General features: G+C 69.9%; 20 protein-coding genes. All 20 read left to right on the top strand.

What is annotated here, in order from left to right:
- The first annotated feature begins 36 nt into the window (after nt 1-36).
- The 20 genes from VFW66_04515 (at nt 37) to VFW66_04420 (ending at nt 23,279) form a co-directional block, all read left to right on the top strand.
- Complete coding sequence (locus VFW66_04515) at nt 37-663, top strand: DedA family protein (GenBank protein HEX5385943.1); 627 nt, start codon at nt 37-39, stop codon at nt 661-663.
- A 37-nt stretch (nt 664-700) separates the two neighbouring features.
- Nucleotides 701-1,678, top strand: a complete 978-nt coding sequence (gene meaB / locus VFW66_04510; protein ID HEX5385942.1) for a methylmalonyl Co-A mutase-associated GTPase MeaB — start codon at nt 701-703, stop codon at nt 1,676-1,678.
- The gene (locus VFW66_04505; protein ID HEX5385941.1) at nt 1,675-3,363 is read left to right on the top strand and encodes a methylmalonyl-CoA mutase family protein; all 1,689 of its coding nucleotides are present in this window, start codon (nt 1,675-1,677) and stop codon (nt 3,361-3,363) included. The genes meaB and VFW66_04505 overlap by 4 nt, the downstream gene beginning before the upstream one ends.
- Nucleotides 3,344-4,591, top strand: coding sequence for a hypothetical protein (locus VFW66_04500; GenBank protein HEX5385940.1), 1,248 nt, complete (start codon nt 3,344-3,346; stop codon nt 4,589-4,591). The genes VFW66_04505 and VFW66_04500 overlap by 20 nt, the downstream gene beginning before the upstream one ends.
- Nucleotides 4,591-5,025 (top strand): cobalamin B12-binding domain-containing protein, encoded by a 435-nt coding sequence (locus tag VFW66_04495; GenBank protein ID HEX5385939.1) that lies wholly within the window; start codon nt 4,591-4,593, stop codon nt 5,023-5,025. Before VFW66_04500 ends, VFW66_04495 begins: the two co-directional genes overlap by 1 nt.
- Before the next feature lie 22 nt (nt 5,026-5,047).
- The gene (locus VFW66_04490) at nt 5,048-6,691 is read left to right on the top strand and encodes a carboxyl transferase domain-containing protein (protein ID HEX5385938.1); all 1,644 of its coding nucleotides are present in this window, start codon (nt 5,048-5,050) and stop codon (nt 6,689-6,691) included.
- 8 nt (nt 6,692-6,699) lie between these two features.
- Nucleotides 6,700-9,603 carry a S8 family serine peptidase gene (locus tag VFW66_04485; GenBank protein HEX5385937.1) on the top strand — a complete coding sequence of 968 codons (2,904 nt, stop codon included), beginning with the start codon at nt 6,700-6,702 and terminating at the stop codon, nt 9,601-9,603.
- Nucleotides 9,600-10,976: an acyclic terpene utilization AtuA family protein gene (locus VFW66_04480; GenBank protein HEX5385936.1), complete on the top strand. Its 1,377-nt coding sequence runs from the start codon at nt 9,600-9,602 to the stop codon at nt 10,974-10,976. Before VFW66_04485 ends, VFW66_04480 begins: the two co-directional genes overlap by 4 nt.
- Nucleotides 10,973-11,377 carry a hypothetical protein gene (locus tag VFW66_04475; GenBank protein ID HEX5385935.1) on the top strand — a complete coding sequence of 135 codons (405 nt, stop codon included), beginning with the start codon at nt 10,973-10,975 and terminating at the stop codon, nt 11,375-11,377. Before VFW66_04480 ends, VFW66_04475 begins: the two co-directional genes overlap by 4 nt.
- Nucleotides 11,374-12,132 (top strand): enoyl-CoA hydratase/isomerase family protein, encoded by a 759-nt coding sequence (locus VFW66_04470; GenBank protein HEX5385934.1) that lies wholly within the window; start codon nt 11,374-11,376, stop codon nt 12,130-12,132. The genes VFW66_04475 and VFW66_04470 overlap by 4 nt, the downstream gene beginning before the upstream one ends.
- The gene (locus VFW66_04465; GenBank protein HEX5385933.1) at nt 12,129-12,326 is read left to right on the top strand and encodes a hypothetical protein; all 198 of its coding nucleotides are present in this window, start codon (nt 12,129-12,131) and stop codon (nt 12,324-12,326) included. Before VFW66_04470 ends, VFW66_04465 begins: the two co-directional genes overlap by 4 nt.
- A 148-nt stretch (nt 12,327-12,474) precedes the next feature.
- Complete coding sequence (locus tag VFW66_04460) at nt 12,475-13,035, top strand: porin family protein (GenBank protein HEX5385932.1); 561 nt, start codon at nt 12,475-12,477, stop codon at nt 13,033-13,035.
- A 195-nt stretch (nt 13,036-13,230) separates the two neighbouring features.
- Nucleotides 13,231-13,800, top strand: coding sequence for an outer membrane beta-barrel protein (locus tag VFW66_04455; protein HEX5385931.1), 570 nt, complete (start codon nt 13,231-13,233; stop codon nt 13,798-13,800).
- Nucleotides 13,801-14,020: 220 nt separating this feature from the next.
- Entirely contained in the window at nt 14,021-14,629 is a 609-nt protein-coding gene (locus VFW66_04450; GenBank protein ID HEX5385930.1) for a hypothetical protein, read from the top strand.
- A 71-nt stretch (nt 14,630-14,700) separates the two neighbouring features.
- Nucleotides 14,701-16,320, top strand: a complete 1,620-nt coding sequence (locus VFW66_04445; protein HEX5385929.1) for a RecQ family ATP-dependent DNA helicase — start codon at nt 14,701-14,703, stop codon at nt 16,318-16,320.
- A 74-nt stretch (nt 16,321-16,394) separates the two neighbouring features.
- Complete coding sequence (locus VFW66_04440; protein HEX5385928.1) at nt 16,395-17,612, top strand: acyl-CoA dehydrogenase family protein; 1,218 nt, start codon at nt 16,395-16,397, stop codon at nt 17,610-17,612.
- Nucleotides 17,613-17,630: 18 nt separating this feature from the next.
- Nucleotides 17,631-19,331 carry an Rne/Rng family ribonuclease gene (locus tag VFW66_04435; GenBank protein ID HEX5385927.1) on the top strand — a complete coding sequence of 567 codons (1,701 nt, stop codon included), beginning with the start codon at nt 17,631-17,633 and terminating at the stop codon, nt 19,329-19,331.
- A gap of 210 nt (nt 19,332-19,541) precedes the next feature.
- Nucleotides 19,542-19,982, top strand: coding sequence for a hypothetical protein (locus tag VFW66_04430; GenBank protein ID HEX5385926.1), 441 nt, complete (start codon nt 19,542-19,544; stop codon nt 19,980-19,982).
- Nucleotides 19,975-21,690, top strand: coding sequence for an ATPase domain-containing protein (locus tag VFW66_04425; protein HEX5385925.1), 1,716 nt, complete (start codon nt 19,975-19,977; stop codon nt 21,688-21,690). The genes VFW66_04430 and VFW66_04425 overlap by 8 nt, the downstream gene beginning before the upstream one ends.
- Nucleotides 21,691-21,701: 11 nt before the next feature.
- On the top strand, nt 21,702-23,279 hold the full coding sequence (locus tag VFW66_04420; protein HEX5385924.1) for a response regulator: 1,578 nt from the start codon (nt 21,702-21,704) through the stop codon (nt 23,277-23,279).
- The last annotated feature ends 17 nt before the right edge of the window (nt 23,280-23,296 follow it).

The raw sequence follows: 23,296 nt of genomic DNA, 5'->3' as shown, positions 1-23,296 counted from the left end.
CAGATTGTCCAGCAAACTCGCCCGCGGATGACATCGATGCCCGGGCTCTTAGATTCCACGCGGCACCGACCAGGGGCGGCAATCGGAGTGGGAATTCAGCAACTGCTCATCGATCACGGGATCGCGGCCATCGTCCTCGGGGCCGCGATCGAGGGCGACTTCACCATGGTCCTCGCGGGCGTGGTGGCGCATCTCGGCTATTTCCCGTTCCCGGTCGCGGTGGGTGCCGCGGCCGTCGGAAGCTTTCTCGGCGATTGTTGCTGGTACGCCCTCGGCCGTTCCCACACCGGCCGGTTTCGCTCCGGCCAGTTCTACCGCAAGGTGGGACCGAAGATCGAGCAGGTCGCCCGTCGGGTCGGGGTGTGGCAGCTCGTGGCCGCGCGATTCGTCTACGGCACCAAGGTCGCCAGCATGTACTTCTGGGGGCTGCACGGGCTCCGGTTCGCCCGCTTCGCCCTGGTCGATGCCGTCGGGTGCACGCTCGGCGCCGGCGCGTTCGTCGGGCTCGGATACCTCATCGGCAACGGCGCGGAGGTCGTGGTCGGCCGAGTCAAGCGGCTCGAAGTGGCCGTGATCGGGGCGCTCGTCATAGCCGCGCTCGTCCTCGTTGCAATCAAGATCGCCGCGCGCCGGCGCGCCGGCTCGGACAGCGCCACGCCGTAAGCTTGCCTCTCCTCTCAGCCATGGCGACTTTTCCGACATGCTCGCCGATCGCGTGCTCGCTGATCTGTTGGCCGGCCGCACGGCGGCCGTGGCTCGCGCGATCTCTGTGGTGGAGAACGGCCAGCCCGGCTTCGAGGCGCTGCTGGCCGGCGTCCACCCGCACCTCGGCCGCGCGCGGCGTATCGGGCTCACCGGCCCGCCCGGCGCCGGCAAGTCGACGCTCGCCGAACGTCTCGTCGCGGCGTACCGCGCCCGCGATCTTTCGGTGGCCGTCGTGGCCGTGGATCCGACCAGCCCGTTCACCGGTGGCGCGCTGCTCGGCGACCGCATCCGCATGGAGGCGGTGGCGCTCGATGCGGGCGTGTTCATCCGGTCCATGGCGAGCCGCGGCTCGCTCGGCGGTCTCGCCACCACGACGCGCGAAGTGTGCGACTTGCTGGACGCGGCGGGGTTTGCGCGGATCGTAGTCGAGACCGTCGGTGTCGGACAGGCGGAACTCGACGTCGCCCTCATGGCCGACACCACGGCGCTCGTGCTCGTGCCCGAGTCGGGCGATGGCATCCAGACGCTCAAGTCCGGCATCATGGAGGCGGCCGACCTGTTCGTCGTGAACAAGGCCGATCGCCCCGGCGCCGAGAAGCTCGGCCATGAGATCGAGGTGATGCTCGGAATCCGGTCAGGCGGCCGGCGGGTTCGCCCCGCCACCGCGTGGACCCCGCCGGTCCTGCTCACCAACGCCGCGCGCGGCGACGGCGTGGATCCGCTGGTCGACGCGCTCGACCGGCATCACGGGTGGCTCGTGCAGTCGGGCGAGCTGGAGCGGCGCCGGCGCGACCGTCTGCTCGTGCGGACGCGCGAGGTCGTGGAGCGCGCCGCACGGCGCTGGCTGTGGTCGGAGACCACGGCCGAGCGGCTGGTGGGCGAACGCCTGGGCGAAATCGCTGAAGGCCGCCTGAGTCCCTACGAGGTGGCGGCCGAGATCATCGAAGGCCTGCGGCAAGGCGAACGGGTATGACGACCTGGCACATCGAGTCGGGCGAGCAACGCGCCGCGGAGCTCGAGCGGCTCCGAGCCGAGGTGAGCGCCTGGCGGGCGGCCGCCGCGCGCCAGCCACTCCGCACCGACGCCGATTTCACCACCGTCTCCGGTCGCGAGGTCGAATCGGTCTACACGCCGGTCGATCTCGCCGAGCCGACCGACCCCGCGAGCCTGCCGGGCGAGTATCCCTATACCCGCGGCATCCACCAGACGATGTACCGCGGGCGGCTCTGGACGATGCGCCAGTTCGCCGGCTTCGGCACGGCTCAGGACACCAACGAACGCTACAAGTTCCTGCTCGCGCGGGGGCAGACCGGGCTCTCGGTCGCGTTCGATTTTCCGACGCTCATGGGCTACGATTCCGATCATCCCCGGGCCGAGGGCGAGGTGGGGATGTGCGGCGTGGCAGTGTCGAGCCTCGCGGACATGGAGACGCTCTTCGACGGCATCCCGCTCGACCAGGTGTCGACGTCGATGACGATCAACGGGCCGGCAGCCATCCTTTTCTGCTTCTACGTCGCGGCGGCCGAGCGGCAGGGCGTGCCGATCGCCGAGCTCAGGGGGACGATCCAGAACGACATCCTCAAGGAGTACATGGCGCAGCACGCCTGGATCTATCCCGCGGAGCCCGCGCTCAAGATCATCGTCGATCTCTTCGACTGGGCCGCCGAGCACACGCCCAAGTGGAATACGATTTCGATCAGCGGGTACCACATTCGCGAGGCCGGCGCCACCGCGGCGCAGGAGCTGGCGTTCACGCTCGCGAACGGCTTTTGCTACGTCGAGCACGGCATCGCGCGCGGGCTCGACGTCGATCGCTTCGCGCCCCAGCTCTCGTTCTTCTGGGACGTGCACAACGATTTCTTCGAGGAGATCGCCAAGCTGCGGGCCGCGCGCCGGATCTGGGCCCGGGCCATGCGCGAGCGCTACGGGGCGCGCGATCCGCGAAGCTGGAAGATGCGCTTCCATTGTCAGACGGCGGGTGTGACCCTCACCGCCCAGCAGCCGCACAACAACATCGTGCGCGTGGCATATCAGGCGCTCGCGGCGGTGCTGGGCGGCACGCAGTCGCTCCACACCAATGCGCTCGACGAGACGCTGGCGCTGCCGACCGAGGAGTCGGTGCGGATCGCGCTCCGTACCCAGCAGATCCTCGCGTACGAGACCGGCGTCGCCAATGTCGCCGACCCGCTCGGCGGCTCCTACCTGGTGGAGGCGCTCACCGACGACCTCGAGCGCGAGGCGCGGGGGCTCTTCGCCGAGATCGACGCGCAGGGCGGAGTCGTCGCCGCCATCGAGTCGGGATGGTTCCAGCGCCAGATCGCCCGTTCCTCCACCCGCTTCCAGAACGAGGCGGAGCAGGGGCGGCGGGTAATCGTCGGCGTGAACGAGTTCCTGGAAGACTCCGAGGGGCCGGTCGAGATCCTCAAGGTCGGCGCCGACGCCGAACGCACCCAGCGCGAGCGCCTGGCCACCCTGCGCGCCACGCGCGACGAGCGGCGCGTCGCCGAGCGGCTGGCGGCGCTTGGCGCCGCGGCCGCCGCCAATCAGAACATCATTCCCGCTATGCTGGACTGCGCGCGCGCGTACTGCACGCTGTTCGAGATCCGGCATGTGCTGGAGCGGATTTACGGGAGCTATCGTGAGCCGATCTTCTTCTGAAGCAGGCCTGGCCGGCGCCCTCGCCACGGCACTGCGCTGGCCCCAGGTCGAGCGGCGGGGGAGGACGGCATCGGGCACGCCCACCGTCGCCATTGCCGCGCAGCTCGACCGCCTGACCCGCATCCGGTCCGACGAGCACCGCGTGGTCTCCTGCTATCTCAAGCTGGAGCCGCGCGACCGCGCGCGCGGCAAGTATCTGATCAAGCTCAGGAACCGGGTCCGCCAGGCGATGGCGGCGCTTCCGCGTCTGGGTCTCGAGCGCGCTGCCGCCGAAGAGGTGAAACACGACCTCGGCCGCGTCGTGGATCACCTGCGCGACCCCGCACACCTGCCGCCGGGCCATGGCCTTGCCGCGTTTGCCTCGGAGGCGCTCGAGCTGTTCGAGGTGCTGCCGCTGCCGGTGGTGCACCGCTCGCGCCTCGGGATCGATCGCACGCCGCTCGTACGCGAGCTCGCGTCGATAGAGGAGGAGTTCGGGCGGATGCTCACCGTGGTGCTGGATCGCACCGGTGCGCGTTTCTTCGAGGTGACCGCGTACGAGGCCGTCGAGCTCCCGGGCCTCCGCGCGGACAGCACGCGCGGGGGCCGCTTTCGCGGCGACCAGAGCGGCCCCGGATGGGGCGAGCACAGCTATCACAACCGGATCCGCGAAGAGAAGCACCGGCACTTCGAGGCGATCGCGCGCGAGCTGTTCGAGCTGGACCGCCGCCGCGCGGCGCAGGGCATCGTGCTGGCCGGACCCGGAAACGAGGCGGGCGCCGCGCGGCCGTTCCTGCATACCTATCTTGCCGGGCGAGTCCGCGGCACCGGCAAGCTCAATCCCAAGGAAGCGACACCGGCCCAGGTACACGCCCTCACGTTGCAGGTGCGGGAGGCGTGGGAGCGCGCCTCCGAGCGCGAAGACGTCGCCGAGATGCACGAGCGCCTGGGTGCCGGCTGGGCCGTGAACGGAATCACGCCCACGCTCAAGGCACTCGCGCGCGGACAGGTGCGCACGCTGCTGGTGCAGCCCGACGCGACCATGCCGGGCTTTCGCTGCGGCGACTCCGGCCGACTCGCCCTCACCGAGCGCGAGTGCCGGGGCGAGGGCGAGCCGATCCCCGTGCTCGACGTGGTGGACGATGCGATGGAAGAGGGCCTCCGCCAGGGAGTGCATGTGAACGTGATCTATGACGCCGAGGCGTCGGGCCACGTCGATGGCCTGGCTGGCCTCCTCCGGTTCCGCTGATGCCCGCACCGCTCACCGCACCGCCGCTGCCGCGGCCGATTCGTGTCCTCGTCGCCAAGCCCGGCCTCGACGGGCACGACCGCGGCGCCAAGGTGGTGGCCGCGGCACTTCGCGATGCCGGCATGGAGGTGATCTACACCGGGCTGCATCAGACGCCCGAGATGATCGCGGCGGCCGCGGTGCAGGAAGATGTCGACGTGGTCGGGCTTTCGATTCTTTCGGGCGCGCACATGACGCTCTTCCCGCGGGTCCGCCAGCTCCTGGCCGACCAGGGCCGCGCCGATGTCCTCGTTACCGGCGGCGGCATCATTCCGCGCGAGGACATGGACGCGCTGCACGCGCTCGGCATCGGCCGGCTGTTCGGTCCCGGCACCACGACGAGCGAGTTGGTCGACTACATCCGCGCCTGGGCCGCGGATCACCTGTCGGCGTGAGCGCGCTGCGAGCGGTCCCCCGGTGAGCGCGCCCACCGCCTCCGGCCGGCCCAGCCGGCTGCGGCAGCTCACCGACGAGTATCGCCGCCTCGCGGCCAAGCTCCAGCAGGGAGGGGGCGCCGAGCGGGTGGCGCGGATGCACCGGCAGGGCAAGCTCTCCCCGCGCGAGCGGGTGCAGCGGCTGCTCGATCCCGGCGCCCCCTGGTTCGAAATCGGGTTGCTGGTGGCGCACGATCGCTACGAGGGTCAGGCGCCGGGCGCCGGCGTCATCACCGGCGTCGGCGTGATCGAGGGGCGCGAGTCCGTCGTGGTGGCCAACGATGCCACGGTGAAGGCGGGCTCCTGGTGGCCCGAGACGATCACGAAAATGCTGCGGGCGCAGGAGGTCGCCATGCGCCAGCGCATCCCGATCGTGTATCTGGTCGACAGCGCGGGCGTCAACCTGCCGTATCAGGGCGGCGTCTTTCCCGGGCAGTACGGCGCCGCGCGGATCTTCTACTACAACTCGATCATGCGGCGCTACCTGCACGTGCCCCAGATCAGCGCGGTCATGGGGAGCTGCATCGCGGGCGGCGCGTACCTCCCCGCGCTTTCCGATGTGATCTTCATGGTCGAGGGCACGAGCTTCATGGGCCTGGGCGGCCCCAATCTCGTGAAGGGCGCCACCGGCCAGACCATCGACGCCGAATCGCTCGGCGGCGCCCGCACCCACACCGAGGTGAGCGCCGTCGCGCACTACCGCGTAGCCGACGACACCGAGTGCCTCGCGCGCATCCGCGAGTACGTCGGGCGGCTGCCGCGCGCGGACGGGGCGCATCCTCGCGTGCGCGCGGCGCAGCCGCCGGCCCGCCCGGCCGCCGAGCTGTACGACGTCCTGCCGAAGGACCACCGGCTCTCCTACGATGCCCACCACCTGCTCGCGTGCCTGCTCGACGGCGGCGAGCTGGACGAGTTCCAGCCCGACGTCGCGCGGGAGATGATCTGCGGGCACGGCCATATCGGGGGGTGGCCGCTCGCCGTGATTGCCAACCAGCGCGGTGTGATCAAGGGCCGCGCGGGGGAGCGTCCTCGTTTCGGCGGCATCGTCTACGCCGGGAGCGCGGAAAAGGTCGCCTACTTCATCGAGACCGCAAGCCGCGAGCGGATGCCCATTCTTTTCGTCCAGGACGTGAGCGGCTTCATGGTGGGTCCGGAGGCCGAGCACGCCGGCATCATCCGCGCGGGGGCGCGGTTCGTCGAGGCGATGGCGACCGCGGTGTCGCCCAAGATCGTCCTCACGGTGAACCACGCGTCCGGCGCCGGCTACTACGCGATGGCGGGGCAGGGCTTCGACCCCGACTTCATCCTTTCCTGGCCGACCGGCCGTATGGGGGTGATGGAAGGCGAGGCGGCGGTGATGGCGGTGCACGGGCCCGATCTCGAAAAGGCGCGGAAGTCGGGCGAGCCGCTGGCGCCTGACCGTCAGGCCGCGGTGGATGCCATGCGCGCCGATTACGAGGAGCAGCTCGATGCCCGCTTTGCGGGTGCGCGCGGCTTCGTCGACGCCATCGTGACACCTGACGAAACCCGCGACCAGCTCGCTTTCCTGCTCCAGGTCGTCGCCAACTACGCCGGCCCGCATCTGGGTCCCTTCGTGCTGCCACCGCTCGACGCCGCCTGCCGGTGAGGAACTGCATGTCCCCGTCACGTCTTCTGCCGATCGCCCTCGGCCTCCTCGCCGCATGCTCGAGCGCGCCGCCGGCGTCTTCTCCCGCGCCGAGTCCTGCGCCCCGTCCCAACGCGGAGCCGTCCCACGCTCCGCCGCCCGCCAAGCCCACGATGGATCCGGCGGCGCGCGAGCGTGCGAACATCACCGTCCACCGTGACACCATCCCGGTCCCGGAGCCCAACCGGGTCGCCCCGCCCCAGCTGGCCTATCAACGCGGGCTCATGGCGCTCGCATCCACCGGGGTGGACGCCTTTCTGCGCGATCACCCCACCGCCGATGGGCGCGGCGTGCTGATCGGCATTCTGGACACCGGCATCGATCCGTCGGTGCCCGGCCTGAGCCTCACCACGACCGGCGAGCGCAAGGTCCTCGACCTCCGCGACTTTTCCGGCGAAGGCGCCGTGGCGCTGACGCGAATCGCCCCCAGCGGCGACAGCGTCGTCGTGGCTGGGCATGCCCTCGCCGGGTTCTCCCGCGTCGCGGCACTTGCCGGACGCGGCGACGTGTGGGGCGGAGCCATCCGCGAGATCCCGCTCGGCGATCCACCTGCGTCGGATCTCAACGGCAACGGCACCGCGGGCGACACGTTGCCCGTCGTCGTCGCGCGCGCGAGCGATGGCTGGGTTCTCTTCGCCGACACCGACGGCGACGGCTCGCTCGCCAACGAGCGGCCGATCCACGACTACCTCGTGGCCGGCGAAACCTTTGGCTGGCGCGGCCCGGGGCGCGCGGCGCCGGTCGCAATCGCGGTCAATTTCTCCGGCACCGGCAACGAACCGGCGCTCGATCTTTTCTTCGACACGAGCAGCCACGGCACCTTCGTGTCGGGCGTCGCGGCGGGCCACGATCTCTACGGGGTGAAGGGGTTCGATGGCGTGGCGCCGGGCGCGCAACTCCTCGGCCTCAAGATCGCCAACGACGCGCAGGGCGGCATCACAACCACGGGGAGCATGATGCGCGCGATCGACTACGCCATCCGATTCGCCGGCAGGCGCCGGATGCCGCTCGTGCTCAACATGAGCTTTGGCGTGGGCAACGAGCAGGAGGGCGACGCCCGCATCGACGCACTGGTGGACTCGGTGCTAGCCGCGCATCCGGACCTCGTGTTCACGATCAGCGCGGGGAACGACGGCCCCGGGCTATCCACCATCGGCTTTCCCGGCTCCGCGGCGCGCGCGCTCACCGCGGGCGCGACGCTGCCGGGCGTCTTTCTGCCAGGCACTTTCGGGCCGCCAGCCGATCAGCTCGCTCCATTCAGCGCCCGCGGCGGTGAGCTGGCCAAGCCTGACGTGATCGCGCCGGGATTCGCCTACTCGACCGTGCCACGCTACAACGCGGGCGAGGAGATCAAGGAGGGGACCAGCTTCTCGGCCCCGCACACGGCGGGGCTCGCGGCGCTGCTCCGCTCGGCGCTCGTACAGGCGAACGTCTCGGCCGACGCGCACGCCATCAAGCAGGCGCTCATGGTGACCGCACGGCCGCAAGGCGGCTTCGCTTTCATCGCCGAAGGCGCCGGGCTCCCCGACGTGAACGCGGCGCTCGCCTGGCTCCGACAGGGGCACAACGTGGCCGACGTCGGCGTGCGGGCGCTCGGTGGCCACGGCGCCACGGCGGCGTACCGGGGCCAGGGCCTCGCGTCGGCGGGCGACACGCTGCAGGGTTTCGAGTTGGTGCCGGAAGGCGGCGCGCCGGACAGCTTCAGACTTCGCTCCAACGCGCCGTGGCTGGTGGCGCCCGCAAGCGCTGCGCTTGGAGGCTCCAGGTCCACCGTGACGCTCCGATACAAGGCCGCCGCGCTGCGCACGCCCGGCACGTACACCGGCCTCGTGAGCGGCTGGACGGCCGATACTGCGGCCGGCCCCGCGTTCCGGCTCGTCAACACCGTGGTAGTGCCGTTCCCGGCCGCGAACGCGGAACTCGCCTCGTCGGCGCAGCTCGCGCCGGGCGCCGAGCGGCGGGCGTCGTTCCTCGCCGACAGCGCGCGGCCCTTCATCGTGCGGGTTGCCACGGCAAGCCCGCTGCAGCACGCCATCGCGGCGCTGCACGAACCCGACGGCATGCCTTTCCGCAACGGGCAGCAACAGGAGGCGAGCGCCGATTCGGGCGCCGCCGTGTTCCGCGTCGACGCCCGCGACGTCGTGCCGGGCGCCTACGAGGCCGTTGCGGTCGGATTCCCGACGGCCGGGAGCACCGTGTCCATGCGGGTCGAACAGTCGCCGGTGCGGGTCACCACGCGGGCGGACGGCGCGGGGCTCGCCGCGACGCTCGCAAACGCCACCCGGCAGCCGGTCACCGCGCGCGTGGGGCTCGCGCTCGCAGGCGCGGAGCGGAGCGAAGCGGTCACCTCGCAGGGTGGCGATACCGTGCGGATCCCGTTCACCGCGCCGGCCTGGGCGCGCCGCGCCGAGGTCGACATCGCGATGGCGCCGGCGCAGTGGGAGCGGTTCACCGATTTCGGCGTCACGCTGTTCGATTCGACCGGGCGCCAGATCGCCAAGCTTCCGCTCAACTACGCGTTCGGGCGCTTGCAGGCTCCGCTGCCGCCGGATCGGGCGGCGCGTCCCGTCGCGCTGGAGTTGTTCCCCGGCCTTGCCGAGCGCGGCTCGAGCGAGACGTGGAAGGCGCGGGTGACGATCCGCCTCTACGCCGACTCGGCCACGGCCCCCGCGCGTTCCGCCGACGCGCGGACTGCGCTCACGATTCCACCGGGTGACGCGCGCACGGCCACGCTCGCGGCGCCGCGGCTCCCGTGGCCGCTTCCGGAGCGCTTCCACCCGCTCGGCGTCGTGGTCGTGCGGGGCGCGCGCGGCCAGTTCTGGACTCGTGAAACCGCGCTCGGCAATGCCGCGCAGGGCGAGGCGCCGCGGTGAAGCGACGCGTGGTACGCGTCGCGGCGGGGCAGGGGTTCTGGGGCGACTGGCTGGAGGCGCCGGTGAGGCAAGTCGAGCGCGGACCCATCGACTATCTCATGCTCGACTACCTGGCCGAAGTCACCATGTCGATCTTGCAGAAGCAGAAGTCGCGCGATCCGTCCGCCGGCTACGCCCGCGATTTCGTGCCCCTCATGGAGCGGATCCTCCCGCGCGTGGCGCAGCGCGGTATCAAGGTCACCTCGAACGCGGGGGGCGTGAATCCGCGCGGCTGCGCGGAAGCGGTGCGCGCGGTCGCGCGCCGGCTCGGATTCGCGGGCCGGTTGCGCGTCGCGCTCGTCACCGGGGATGACATCCTGCCGCGGCTCGACGAGCTGCTCGCGCGCGGGCACGAGCTCAGGGATCTCGACACCGGCCGGCCGCTCTCGACGGTGCGCGACCGGGTGCAATCGGCCAACGCTTACCTCGGCATGGCGCCGATCGTCGAGGCGCTCGGCGCCGGCGCCGATGTGGTCGTGACGGGGCGCGTGACCGATACGGGCCTCACCTTGGGACCGCTGGTGCACGAGTTCGGCTGGGCCGCCGACGATTGGGACCGGATCGCGGCCGGCACCGTGGCGGGGCACATCATCGAGTGCGGAGCGCAGTGCTCGGGCGGCAACCTGCTCAAGGGATGGCAGCGGGTGAAAGGGCTGGCCGATCCCGGGTTCCCTATCGTCGAGGCGTCGCCCGACGGCACGTTCGTGGTCACCAAGCACCGCCGGAGCGGCGGCGTCGTGTCGGTCGCATCGGTGACCGAGCAACTGGTCTACGAGATGGGCGATCCCCGCAATTACATCACGCCCGACGGGGTGGCCGACTTCACCAGCATCAAGCTGCGCCAGGCGGGCAAGGATCGTGTGGAGGTGAGCGGGGTGCGCGGCGGTCCGCGCACCGGCATGCTCAAGGTGAGTATCGCGTACTTCTACGGCTATAAGGCTGTCGGCACGCTGGTCTACGCCTGGCCCGACGCTTACGCCAAGGCCCGCGCCGCCGACCGCATTCTGCGCGCCCGCCTGGCGGACCTGGGGCTCAAGTTCGAGCAGGTGCTCACCGAGTTCGTGGGCGCCGGCGCGACGCACGGGCGCCTGGCCGGCCCGCCCGATCCCGAGGCGCCCGAGGTGCAGTTGCGCGTCGGTGTGCGCGCGCGCGAGCGGGCGCCGGTCGAGCGGTTCACCCGGGAAATCGCACCGCTCGTCCTCACCGGGCCGCCGAGCGTCACCGGGTTTGCCGGCGGCCGGCCGGCAGTGGAAGAGATCGTCGCCTACTGGCCCGCGCTCATCGATCGGCGCGAGATCGAGCCGCACGTGAGGGTGGAGATCCTCGACGCATGACTACCGTGCCGGTGCAGCTCCGCTATCTGGCCCACGCCCGCTCGGGCGACAAGGGCAACACGGCCAACGTGGGTCTCATCGCCCTCACGCCGTCACTCTATGGCCTGCTCGACCGCGAGGTTACGGCGGCGCGCGTGGCGCGCCACTTTCGCGGCATGGTGAGCCGGGTTGAGCGTTTCGAGCTGCCGAACCTCCATGCGCTCAACTTTCTGCTGTACGACGCACTGGATGGGGGCGGCACGCTCTCCCTCAAGACCGACGCGCAGGGCAAGGTGTATTCGACGGCGCTGCTCCGCATGACCATTCGGGTTCCGCGCGCGCTGGCGCGCCGTCTCACGCATGGCGGGATGGCCGGCAGCGTCCGCCGCCTTGCGAAGCCGTTCACGCGCGGCCGCGCATGAGTGATTCGCTGCGGCGCGCCTGCGCGGACGGGGTGCTCTCGCTCACCCTCGACCGTCCGGCCAAGCGCAATGCGCTGGACAAGGCGCTGGTGGCCGAGCTGCACGCCGCCATCGACCATGCCGAGCTCGATGCCGGCGTGCGAGTCGTGGCCCTGACCGGTGCCGGGCGGGATTTCTGCGCCGGCGCCGACCTCGCGGAGCTGCTCGCCTCGGTCGATCGCACGCTCGACGAGAACGAGGCGGCGGCGCTCGAATTGGGCACGCTCTTCCTCAAGTTCCGCCGGCTACCCAAGCCGATCGTCGCGTTGGTCAGGGGAAATGCACTTGCCGGCGGCTGTGGACTCGCCACCGCCTGCGACCTCGTCCTTGCCGCCGAGAGTGCGCGGCTGGGCTATCCCGAAATTCAACGCGGTTTCGTACCGGCGATGGTGATGGCGCTCCTGCGCCGCCTGGTCGGGGAGCGGGTCGCGTTCGATCTGGTCGCCACGGGGCGCCTCCTGTCGGCAGCGGAGGCGCAGGCGCTTGGGCTCGTGTCGCGCACGCTCGCGGACGATCGATTCGATGCCGATGCCGAGCAGATCCTGGCCGGGCTCGCCGACGCGAGCGGCACCGCGCTCGCCCTCACGAAGCAACTGCTCTACGACCTCGACGGCCGCGGGGTCGAAGATGGAATCCGGCTCGGGGCCCGGGTCAACGCGGTCGCACGCGCTACCCCCGACTTCCCAACCCAGGTCGCGCGCTTCCTCCAGCGATGAACCGATGGAAGCACGGCCTCGGCATGGCCGGCGTCACCGTAGCGGTCCTGGCAGTCATCACCGAGCAACCGCTTGCAGTGTGGATTGCCATCGCGTTGCTCGCTGCATCGCTCGCCCTCCGTCTCATCGAGCGGACTCGCCGCCGCCGGCTGGCCCGCGCGCGAGACAGCGTGTCCGACGGCCGGGACGAATAGCCGGCCAAACTGGCTCCCGCCGCCCCTTTCACCGCCCATCCAACGACTTGGCTCCGCGCCGCCGCTGGCAGAAAGCTTGCACGGGGCGGCGGCACTTTCCCAGATTGCTCGTGGCGATCGCGACAGTGACCGGAAACAAGGAGATGGGATGATGAGAGGCATGATCAGAACTATGATGGCGGCGGGGTGTCTGGTCGTGGCGGGCGCCGTTACCGCCGAGGCGCAGACGCCGGTGCAGTTCGGCGTTGGTGGCGGGGTGTCGATCCCGACGGGGTCGACGAGCGATGGCCTCAAGCTCGGATTCAACGGGCAGGCGCTCGTGCGGTTCACTCCGCCGGCCAGCCCGGTCGGGTTCCAGATCGACGGCATGTATCAGCAGTTCAAGGCAAAGACCAACACGTTCGGGCTCGACAAGGATCAGATCATCAGCGGTACTGCCGACGTGGTGTACGACTTCCCGGTGTCTGAGGAAACCCGGATCCGCCCGTATCTGATCGGCGGCGGCGGGGTGTACAACCTGAAGAGCAAGTTCACTGACGGCTCGTCGGGCTCGGACACCAAGTTCGGCCTCAACGCCGGTGCGGGCTTCGACTTCGGCGTGAGCGGCGCGACCATCTACGCGGAGGGCCGGTTCCATAACGTGTTCGTCACCGGCTCGGACGTGAAGTTCATTCCGATCACGGTGGGCGTCAAATTCGGTGGCCGGTAACACCGCGGGCACGTGCTCGGGCATCCGCCTCACCCCTCGGGGTGGGGCGGTTTGCTTTCGGGCCCCGGGCGCGGACTTGACGGGCGGTGCACAATTGTGAATCGTTGAATAACGGCGCGCCCCCAAACCGGCGGCGCCACACATCGGCTCGAAGCGGCATCTCCGAGGCGGCATTTCCGGCAAGGAGGGCGTGAGATGGGTGCAGTGCGCACGATCGCGTTGGGCCTCGTGGTGAGCCTTGCGGCGGCGGCCACCGCCAGCGCCCAGTCGCCGTTCACCTTCGGCTTGGGCGGCGGACTTACGCTGCCGGCCAATGGCGCCGCCGCGGACCTGGGCCTGGGATCAGCTTCCTTCGGCTCGGGCTGGCAGGGCATGGGGTTGCTGCAGGTTCACCCCTTCGGGCGCTTGGGCTTCCAGCTCGACGGCACCTACCGGCCATTCGGCTCCGCCGGCGTTCCCGTAGGCGGCGAACTGTTCAACGGCACCGCGAACATCCTCTACGAGTTCGGTCGAACCCGGACATCCAAGGTCATTCCCTACGTGATCGGCGGCGCCGGCGTCTACAGCTTTCGGAGCCGGGGGCCCGACGACACGTCGACCCTCTTCGGCCTGAACGGCGGCGCGGGCATCAACCTGCGGCTCTTCGGCCCCGGCTCGCTCTTCCTCGAGAGCCGCTTTCACAACGTGTTCGGTGCCGGCCTCTCGGGCGACGGCTCCGCGCATCTCATTCCGATCACGGCCGGGTTCAAGTTCTCCGGGCCCTGATTTCCACCGCGGGATTGTGTCCGGCGTCGCTGCGCCGACTTAACTACATCTCACACCTTCCCTTCGCCTGCCCCGGACCGAAATCCGGCCGGGGTCATGCCGGACGGCTGGAGTGCTGCCGTCTGGACATTCCGTTCGGGAGGATATGGGTATGCGATGCGGTTGGCGGTCTGTGGCTTTTCCCCTGGCGATCTGCTTGGCTCTTCCGGCTACGCCCGCAATGGCGCAGTCGACAACGCGGTCCGGAACGGACACCACCTACACGCGGACCCACCTGGATACGACGTACACGACCACGGACGAGGGCGGCTCGACCTCTCCGGTCAAGTTCGGCATCGGCGGCGGACTAGCGGTCCCGCTCGGCACGCTCAATAGCCAGGACAAGCTGGGTTGGCATGGACAGGCATACGTCCGCTTCCGGCCGTCGGGCAGCCCGATCGGCTTCCAGGTGGATGGCAACTATGCGCAGTTGAAGCTCGAGCCCGGGATCCCGGGCTTTCCAGGCAAGACCCAGATCATCGATGGCACAGCCGATATCGTCTTCACGATTCCAACATCGACCGAGACGGTGGTAAAGCCCTATCTCCTCGGCGGTGCCGGGATCTACCGGCTCGAGATCAACCCCGACGACGAGTCGCTCAGGAACCGCCACGTGACCAAATTCGGGCTCAACGGCGGCGCCGGTCTCGACTTCGGAAACGGCCCGGTGACGTTCTTTGCCGAAGGGCGCTTCCATAACATCTTCAGCGGTACGCTCGACAACATCGGCGGTACGTCGAACGCGAGCCTGATCCTCGCCACGATCGGGGTCCAGTTCGGCGGCCAGTAGAGCGCATTTCCGCGCGCCGATGCGCGCGATCCTGGTAGCACCGGACGCCCCCGATTCCGCAATGGTCGGGGGTGTCTTCATTCGGCGATGCAGCGCGATTGCTGCGCCACCACTTCGGATACGATGCGTTCAGGCCGGCGCAGGCGCGGGTGGTTCACGCCGTGCTGGCCGGGCGCGACGTGCTTGCGGTGCTGCCCACGGGCGGCGGGAAGTCGATCTGCTTCCAGGTGCCCGCGCTCGCCAAAGGTGGAATCGCGATCGTCGTTTGCCCCCTCATCTCTCTCATGCAGGACCAGGTTGCGGCGGCGTGCGCGCGGGGCATTCCCGCCGCCGCGTTACACAGCGGTCTCGATGCCGCCGAGCAGTCGGCGCTTCTTACCCGCGCCGGCAGCGGTGCGCTCAGGCTGCTCTATCTCTCGCCCGAGCGGCTGGCCCGGAGCGCCGGCCAACTGCGCGCAATCCTCGGCGTGCCCACTCTCTTCGTCGTGGACGAGGCGCACTGCATCGTCGAATGGGGCGAGGACTTCCGGCCGAGTTACCGCCGGCTCCGCGAGGCGCGTTGGCGCTTGGGCCAGCCGCAGGCGCTGGCACTTACCGCCACCGCCACGCCGGACACTCGCGAGGCGATCGTCAAGGCGCTCGCGCTCGGCCGTCGCTACGGCCGCGGGCCGGAGGGATGCGAGCAGCAGCTTGGCTCGTTCGACCGTCCGAACCTCTGGCTCGGCGTCATTCGGGTGCGGGACGAGCGCGAGCGCCTGACCCGGCTGAACGCGCTGCTCGACACCGATGATGGCACGGCCCTCGTCTATGCGCCCACCCGGGGCAGCACCGAGCGGGTCGCCGCATCGCTCCGCGATGCCGGCTTTCGCGCCGCGGCCTACCACGCGGGGCTCCCGCGCGAGCGTCGGGCAGCGGTGCTCCGGGGATTCCTGGCAGACGAGCTCAAGGTCGTCGTCGCCACCTGCGCATTCGGGATGGGCATCGACAAGCCTGATGTCCGCCTTGTCGTGCATTGGACCGTGCCCGCGACGCCCGAGTCCTACTTCCAGGAGGCGGGGCGCGCGGGGCGCGACGGGCGACTGAGCCGCTGCGTCGTGCTCTGGCGGCCGGACGACACCGCCATCCATCGCCGCCAGCTCGACGTGACCTTTCCGGCCCCGGTTCTCGTGGAGCGGGCGTGGCGCGAGCCGACCGCGGCGCGCCGGCTGCCGAGCAGCGTTGCGGCCTCCGTCGAGCGGCTGCGCGGCGAGTTGGACCCCGACCGCGGGCCGGTGAACTGGCGACCGGTGCTGCGCCGCCGGCAGCGCGCCGCCGCGCGCTTACAGGTGATGGAGCGCTACCTCAGCGGCGCCGGCTGCCGCCGCGCCGCGCTGCTCGGGTACTTCGGCGAGCGCGCACCGCACCGCTGCGCCGGCTGCGACGGCTGCGCGCCCCCGCGGGTGGCTGCCCGGCTGCCGGCTGCGGCGGCCGAGCGACTGCGGCGCCTTCAGGGCGCCTTTGCCGGTCGACCAGGTGCGTGGGGAGGCGCATTGCTGGAGCCGCCGACCCTCGTGCGCCTCGCGCTGCATCCGCCGGATGGTCCCGAGGCGCTGGCCGCCGTGCCCGGCGTTGGGCCGGTGATCGCGGAGCGATACGGGCGCACCATCCTCCGTGCGTTGGCGCCGGGCCGGGGTGCGGTCCAAGCGCCGTAGCCGGTCGGGTTTCGGGCCCGGGCTGGTTATATTGGTGGCGCGCCCGCCGGTCCCGTCCACCCCAACCGACCCACATGGATCTCTCGCTCTACTTCACCGAGCAACACTATCAGGTGCGCGACATGGTGCGCGAGTTCGCGCGCGCGGAAATCGCGCCTGTCGCCCGCGAGCTCGATCGGACCTCCGCCTTTCCGTGGGACAACATCCGGAAGATGGGTGAGCTCGGCCTGCTGGGCGTGCCGTGGAGCGAGGAGCTGGGCGGCGCGGGCATGGATCAGCTCGCGTACTACATCACCATCCACGAGATGGCCAAGGTGGACGCGAGCCACGCGCTCACCGTGAGCGCGCATACCAATCTCGGCACTTCGCCGATCGTGGAATTCGGCACCGACGAACAGCGGCGGCGCTACGTGCCCCTCCTCGCCGCCGGGCGCGTGCTCGGCGGCTTTGGCCTCACCGAGCCGGGTGCCGGCAGCGACGCGGGCGGCACCGCCAGCACCGCCGTCGACCGCGGCGATCACTACCTGCTCAACGGCTCCAAGATCTTCATCACCCACGCGGGCGTGGGTGAGATCTTTTCCGTCACGGCGCGGACCACGCCCGGCCCCGGCAGTCGCGGGATCACCAGCTTCATCGTCACCAAGGACACCGTAGACCTCGCCGAAGCGCGGCGCGTCGGCGTGGGCCACTGCGACGATCTGCCCAAGACGCCGGGAGTCCGGGCCGGCAAGAAGGAAGACAAGATGGGATGGCGGGCGAGCGACACGCGCGAGCTCGCCTTCGAAGATGCCGTCGTCCCCAAGGAAAATGTGCTGGGCAAGCCCGGCGAAGGGTTCGTCAACTTTCTCCGGACGCTCGACGCCGGCCGGATCGGCATTGCGGCGCTGTCGCTCGGCATCGCGGAAGGCGCGTATGACGAGGCGCTCAGGTACGCCGGCGTGCGCCGCCAGTTCGGCCGCGCGATCGGGAGCTTTCAGGGGGTGAGCTTCAAGCTTGCCGACATGGCGCTCGAGATCGAGGCGGGCACCCATCTCCTGTATCACGCCGCGTGGCTCAAGCAGCAAGGCAAACCGTTCAAGAAGGAGGCGGCCATGGCGAAGCTGTTCTGCTCCGAGCTCGCCATGCGCGCCACCACGGCCGCGGTGCAGATCTTCGGCGGCTACGGATACACCACCGACTATCCGGTCGAGCGCATGATGCGCGACGCGAAAGTGTGCGAGATCGGTGAGGGGACCAGCGAGATCCAGCGCATCGTCATCGCGCGCGAGATTCTCGGCGACATCGCGAAGTAGTGCTCCGAGGCTCGAGACTTGAAACGCGAGATCCTGATCAACGGGAGCCAGCGGGAGACCCGCGTGGCCATCCTCGAGGACGACCGGCTGGTCGAGCTGATGGTCGACCGGCCGGATCACCGGCGCAGCGTCGGCGATATCTACCTGGGCAAGGTCGAGGCAGTGCTGCCGGGCATCCAGGCGGCGTTCGTCGACATCGGTCAGGAAAAGAGCGCGTTCCTGCATGCCTCCGACCTGCTCGAGCCCGACGAAGACGAAGAGGCGGAGGACGAAGACGAGGCGCCGGCGGAGGTGGCGGCCGACATCGGGGCGGAGGCGCCGGCAGTCGAGCGGCGCGCCGTAGAGGACGTCGCCACGGAGAGCGATGAGCGGCGCCCCTGGCGCGGGCGCGACCGGCGGCAGCGGAACCGGGGCGCCGCCAGCGCCGAAAAGGTCGAGTCGCGCCAGCGCGAGGTAAGCTCGCGCCGCCAGTTGCCCAACATCGCCGACATCCTGAAGAAGGGGCAGACGCTCCCGGTGCAGGTCACCAAGGAGCCGATCAGCAGCAAGGGCTCGCGGGTCACCGCCCAGATTTCCCTGCCCGGCCGATTCCTCGTCTACATGCCGTACGGCTCCAAGGTCGGCGTGAGCCGAAAAATCGAAAGCAGGGAGCAGCGGCACAAGTTGCGCGAAATGGTCGGCAAACTGCTGCCGAGCGACGCGGGTGGGGTCATCGTGCGCACGGTGGCGGAGGGCGTCACCGAGGAGCACTTCAAGCGCGAGATCGATTCGCTGCTCGCGCAGTGGCGCCGCGTCAACCGAAAGAAGTCGTTCATTCGACGCGCGCCGGCGCTCCTGCAGCGGGAGACGAGCCTCACCCGCGGGCTCATCCGCGACGTGTTCAGCTCGAAGGTTGACGCGCTCTGGGTGGATACGCGCGAGCTGTACAACGAGGTCGAGCAGTACCTGTCACAAGTGGACCCGGAGCTCATGAGCCGGGTACACCTCTACGACGAGCCCGCGCCCCTCTTCGACAAGTTCGACATCGAGGCGGAGATCCGCGACCTCTTCAAGGCGCGGTGCGAGCTGCCCACCGGGGGTTCGCTGGTGATCCAGCCGACCGAGGCGCTGGTGTCGATCGACGTGAACACCGGGCGTTACACCGGGAAGAAGGACCCGGAGAAGACGATCCTGCGCACCAACCTCGAGGCAGCGCGCGAAATCGCCCGGCAGATCCGGCTGCGCGACATCGGCGGCATCATCGTCTGCGACTTCATCGACATGGAAACCCGCTCGAACCGGGACAAGGTGTTGCAGGAGCTGCGCACCCACCTGGGCCGGGACCGGGCGCGCACCAAGGCCTTTGCCGTCTCGGAGCTCGGACTGGTCGAGATGACGCGCCAGCGGGTGCGCCCGTCGCTCTGGCACTCGATGACGACAGAGTGCCCCACCTGCGCCGGATCGGGCCGGGTGTTCACCCCCGAAGTGGTGACCCGCAGGCTGGAACGATCGCTGCGCCGTGCGGGCCAGGAGCACCGCGAGCAGCAGATCATGGTGCGCCTGCACCCTGAGGTCGCGCTCTATCTGCTGGAGGAGGAGCCCAAGTTCCTCCAGACGCTCACCAAGCTCACCGGCATCGAAATCGAATTGCGCGACGACCCGATGATGCGGCTCGATGAGTTCAGGCTGATGAGCAGACCGGCGGGGAGGGACGTCACCGAACTATACGCCGTCGCCTGAGCGCCGGCGGATTGACACGCGGCGCGCGGCGGATACGATTAGACACTCGAGCGTCGGTCGATTCCCGAAGCCCGTTACCTGTGACGTTGAAATTCCACGGCAGCGCGCGCATCTCTGCGGCCCCGGGCCCTGGGCCCGCACGTCAAACATGCCCCGATCGCTGGTATACCCCCCCCCCCAAGAAATAGCGCCGGCCCCGGCAGCTCCTGAATGACGCGGCCATCCCCGGCCGCGCTGGCCGCAGCACGCCGACTGTGGGCGTCCGGTGCGAACGACGCCGCGACGCCCGACGACGTCGGCGCGGTGGCATCGCGCATCTTCGCGCAACTGGGCCGGGGACTCGCCCGCTGGATCGGACCGGACGGCTACACCGCGCTGCTCAATCGGGCGCTCGGGCTTGCGCGGCAGGAGCATGGGGCGCTGCTCGGCCTCATGTGGCGCGAGAGCGCCGCCCCGGACTTCGCCGCCGCGGCGCAGGTGTACGGCGTCGCCGCGGTGCGGGCGGGTGTGGTGGCCATGCTGGCGACGTTCATCGATCTCCTGGCACGCATCATCGGCGAAGACATGGCCGTGCAACTCGTCGAGCGCACCAGGCCCCTGAGCGGGCCCGGTGCACCTGAATCCGATACGGTTGGAGGACGCGATGCCTAAGAAGCGTGCGCGGGTCAAGCCTGCGCGCGAGCGGAGCGAGCGCAAGCGCGCGCCGCTGGAGTTGCTGCCGACCGGCGTGCCGGGGCTGGACGAAGTGCTCGGCGGAGGCTTGCCCGCGCTTTCGTTCAACCTGATCGCCGGCGGGCCCGGCACCGGGAAAACGACGCTGGCGATGCAACTGATGTTCGCCAATGCCAGCGCCGAGCACCCCGCGCTCTATTTCACGTTGTTGGGCGAGACCTCGCTCAAGATGCTGCGTTACCAGCAGCTGTTCGAGTTTTTCGATCGGGCTCGCGTCGGGTCGGCGATTCACTTCCATAACCTGAGCGAGGAGGTGATGGACGGCGACCTCGGGGCGGTCCTCGCGCGGATCGTCGAAGAGGTGGACCGCATCCGACCAGCGTGGGTCGTCATCGACTCGTTCCGCTCCCTGGCGCGGACCGGCGCCGAGGAGCAATCGGACCGCGCGCTCGACCGATTCGTGCAGCGCCTGGCCCTCCACCTCACGACCTGGGAGGTCACCTCCTTCCTCATCGGGGAGTACGAGGAGCAGGAGTTGCGCAATCCGGTCTTCACCGTCGCCGACGGCATCCTCTGGCTCTCCCAGGCGCCGGACCGCAACTCGGTGGTGCGCAAGCTCCAGGTCGTGAAGGCGCGGGGCATGGCGCTCATGCCCGGCCTCCATACGATGCGCATCACCGATCGGGGCGTGCAGGTATTTCCCCGGATTCCCGAGCGGCCCGACACCGGCCGGCGCGCCAGAGGCGCGCGGCTTTCGACCGGGATTCCGGGCCTCGACGAGATGATGGACGGCGGCATACCGGCCGGCGATTCGCTGGTGCTCGCGGGCTCGACCGGCACCGGCAAGACGACGTTCGCGACCCAGTTCGTCGCGGCCGGGCTCCGCGCCGGCGAGCATGTGGTGATCGCGGTGTTCGAGGAGCACCCCGACGTCTATCTCAACCAGGCCAGGTCCTCGGGCGTAGATTTCCGGGCGGCCCTGCGCGACGGCCGGCTCCGCATCATGTACCTCCGGCCGCTCGATCTGTCGGTGGACGAGACGCTGGAGGAAATCCGCACCGCGGTGCGCGAAATCGACGCGACCCGCGTCGTCATCGATTCGATTTCGGGATTCGAGATGGCGCTGGCCCCGACGTTTCGGGAGGATTTCCGGGAGTCCCTCTACCGCCTCATCGGCACGCTCACCGGACTCGGCGTCACCATCTTCTCGACCGTCGAAGTGGTGGATGCCAGCGAGGGGCTGCGGCTCACCGGGTATCGCGTCTCCTTTCTCACCGACGATATCATCACCCAGCGCTACCTCGAGGTGGAGGGCGAGCTGCTCAAGGTGCTCGCCATCATGAAGATGCGCGGCAGCAACCACAGCACCGAGTTCCGGGTCTACGAGCTCACGCCGAACGGCGTGCTGATGCGCCAGTCGCTGCGGGATTACGACGGCATCCTCACCGGGATGCCCACGCGCCAGGACCGGCTGGGGCACGGGCGCTATCCGGGACTCACCGAGCAGGAGATCCTGGTGCTCGAGGCGATCGTCCGGTGGGGTGCCGAGTCGCGCAGCGCGATCGAGGAGCAAACTGGGCTGGCGCGCGAGGCGCTCGATGCCATTCTCGATCGCCTGATTCAGCTGCGTTACGTGAGCCACACGGGCACCATGTTTCGAGGCGTCGCGCAGCCGCGCGGCCCCTGAACGGAGGCAGCGTGACCCATCGCGAGCGGGAGCGCCGGCAGCGCGAGCGCGATGATCTCTTTCGTCAGTTGGTGGAGCTTGCGCCCGACGCGCTCCTGATCCACCACGGCGAGCGGATCGTGTTCGCCAACAGCGCGGCCGTGCAGCTCGCCGGGGCGCCGGACCGGGACGCGCTTGTCGGCCAGCCGATCAGCAGGTTTCTCGACCCGCCCTATCTCAAGGCCGTACGGGCCGAGCTGGTCGAGGGCGCAGACCCGGCCGAGCTCGCGGCGCCGGTGCGCGACCGCTTTCGCCGGCTGGACGGAACGGTGGTCGACGTCGAGGTGCGGGCGCTCGCGTTCATGGACGACGCGCAGCTCTCGGTGCATCTGGTCATCCGGGACATCACCGACCGGCTCGGGGCGGAGGCGGCGGTGCGCCGGGCCGAGCAGCACCTGCAGCACGCCCAGCGGATCGAGTCGGTCGGAGCGCTGGCGGGCGGCGTGGCGCACGAGGTCAATAATATGATGACGGTGATCCTGGGCTTCAGCGAATTTCTCCTTCAGCAGCCTGGCCTGGGCGCCGACCGGCTCGCCGAGGTGCGGGAAATCGCCAAGGCCGCCCAGCATGCCACCGCGGTCACCCAGCAGCTGCTCGCCTTCAGCCGCCGAAGCTTCTATCAACCGCGGCCCGTCGATCTCGATGCGGCGGTACATTCGCTCGAGCCCGTCATCCGGCGCCTGCTGGGGGAAGCTCGCCGGCTCGTGATTACGTCTCGTGATCAGCCGTGGGTGGTGGCCGACCCGGGCCAGTTGGAGCAGGTGATCGTGAACCTGGCACTCAACGCACGCGACGCGATGCCGGCCGGTGGTGAGCTCGCGATTGACACCGCCGAGACCGAGCTCCCGAGCGCCGCCGCCGCGGCGGATGGCGGGGAGATTCCGCCGGGCCACTACGCCGCGCTCACGGTGCGCGACTCCGGCACCGGCATGGACGCCGCGACGCGGGCCCGGATGTTCGAGCCGTTCTTCACCACCAAGCCCTTCGGGCAGGGCACCGGGCTCGGTCTGGCCGCCGTCTATGGTATCATCACGCAGAACCAAGGACATATCGGCCTGACGAGCGCGCCGGGGCAGGGCAGCGCGTTTACGCTGTACCTGCCGGCGGTGCCCCGCCCGGCCACCACCGAAGCGCGGCCGGGCCGCGCGCGCAGCGTGGATGCGCCGCGGCCCGGCGGAACCATTCTCGTGGCCGAAGACGATGCGGCGGTGCGCGCCATCATCGCGCGAAGTCTCGCGCAGCGCGGCTTCCAGGTGCTCGAGGCATGCGACGGAGGCGACGCGCTCGAGGTGGTCGAGCGGCTGGGACCACCCGACCTGGTGCTCACCGACCTCATGATGCCGCGGATCGGCGGGGCCGAGCTCGCCCGCGGACTCCGGCAGCGCTGGCCGGCGCTGCCGATCCTCTTCATGTCGGGTTATTCGGCCGAACAGTTGCGCGAGGACCGCCCGGCCGGGTTCGAAGGTGCGGTCCTCCAGAAGCCGTTCACTCCCGAAGCGCTCATCAGGCAGATCGACGCGGCGCTTGCTCACAAGTCCCGCCTGGGCTAGTTTTGCAGGCTATTTAC

This window comes from Gemmatimonadales bacterium (genome assembly GCA_036279355.1).
Taxonomy (GTDB): domain Bacteria; phylum Gemmatimonadota; class Gemmatimonadetes; order Gemmatimonadales; family GWC2-71-9; genus DASQPE01.
Note: the sequence above shows the minus strand (reverse complement) of the source record. Positions and strands in the feature narration are given on the sequence as shown.

What these genes read in the sequence shown, in the direction of transcription:
- VFW66_04515 (HEX5385943.1), top strand. Translation starts at nt 37, where the DNA reads ATGCCCGGGCTCTTAGATTCCACGCGGCACCGACCAGGGGCGGCAATC.
- meaB (HEX5385942.1), top strand. Translation starts at nt 701, where the DNA reads ATGCTCGCCGATCGCGTGCTCGCTGATCTGTTGGCCGGCCGCACGGCG.
- VFW66_04505 (HEX5385941.1), top strand. Translation starts at nt 1,675, where the DNA reads ATGACGACCTGGCACATCGAGTCGGGCGAGCAACGCGCCGCGGAGCTC.
- VFW66_04495 (HEX5385939.1), top strand. Translation starts at nt 4,591, where the DNA reads ATGCCCGCACCGCTCACCGCACCGCCGCTGCCGCGGCCGATTCGTGTC.
- VFW66_04485 (HEX5385937.1), top strand. Translation starts at nt 6,700, where the DNA reads ATGTCCCCGTCACGTCTTCTGCCGATCGCCCTCGGCCTCCTCGCCGCA.
- VFW66_04475 (HEX5385935.1), top strand. Translation starts at nt 10,973, where the DNA reads ATGACTACCGTGCCGGTGCAGCTCCGCTATCTGGCCCACGCCCGCTCG.
- VFW66_04470 (HEX5385934.1), top strand. Translation starts at nt 11,374, where the DNA reads ATGAGTGATTCGCTGCGGCGCGCCTGCGCGGACGGGGTGCTCTCGCTC.
- VFW66_04465 (HEX5385933.1), top strand. Translation starts at nt 12,129, where the DNA reads ATGAACCGATGGAAGCACGGCCTCGGCATGGCCGGCGTCACCGTAGCG.
- VFW66_04460 (HEX5385932.1), top strand. Translation starts at nt 12,475, where the DNA reads ATGATGAGAGGCATGATCAGAACTATGATGGCGGCGGGGTGTCTGGTC.
- VFW66_04455 (HEX5385931.1), top strand. Translation starts at nt 13,231, where the DNA reads ATGGGTGCAGTGCGCACGATCGCGTTGGGCCTCGTGGTGAGCCTTGCG.
- VFW66_04450 (HEX5385930.1), top strand. Translation starts at nt 14,021, where the DNA reads ATGGCGCAGTCGACAACGCGGTCCGGAACGGACACCACCTACACGCGG.
- VFW66_04440 (HEX5385928.1), top strand. Translation starts at nt 16,395, where the DNA reads ATGGATCTCTCGCTCTACTTCACCGAGCAACACTATCAGGTGCGCGAC.
- VFW66_04430 (HEX5385926.1), top strand. Translation starts at nt 19,542, where the DNA reads ATGACGCGGCCATCCCCGGCCGCGCTGGCCGCAGCACGCCGACTGTGG.
- VFW66_04425 (HEX5385925.1), top strand. Translation starts at nt 19,975, where the DNA reads ATGCCTAAGAAGCGTGCGCGGGTCAAGCCTGCGCGCGAGCGGAGCGAG.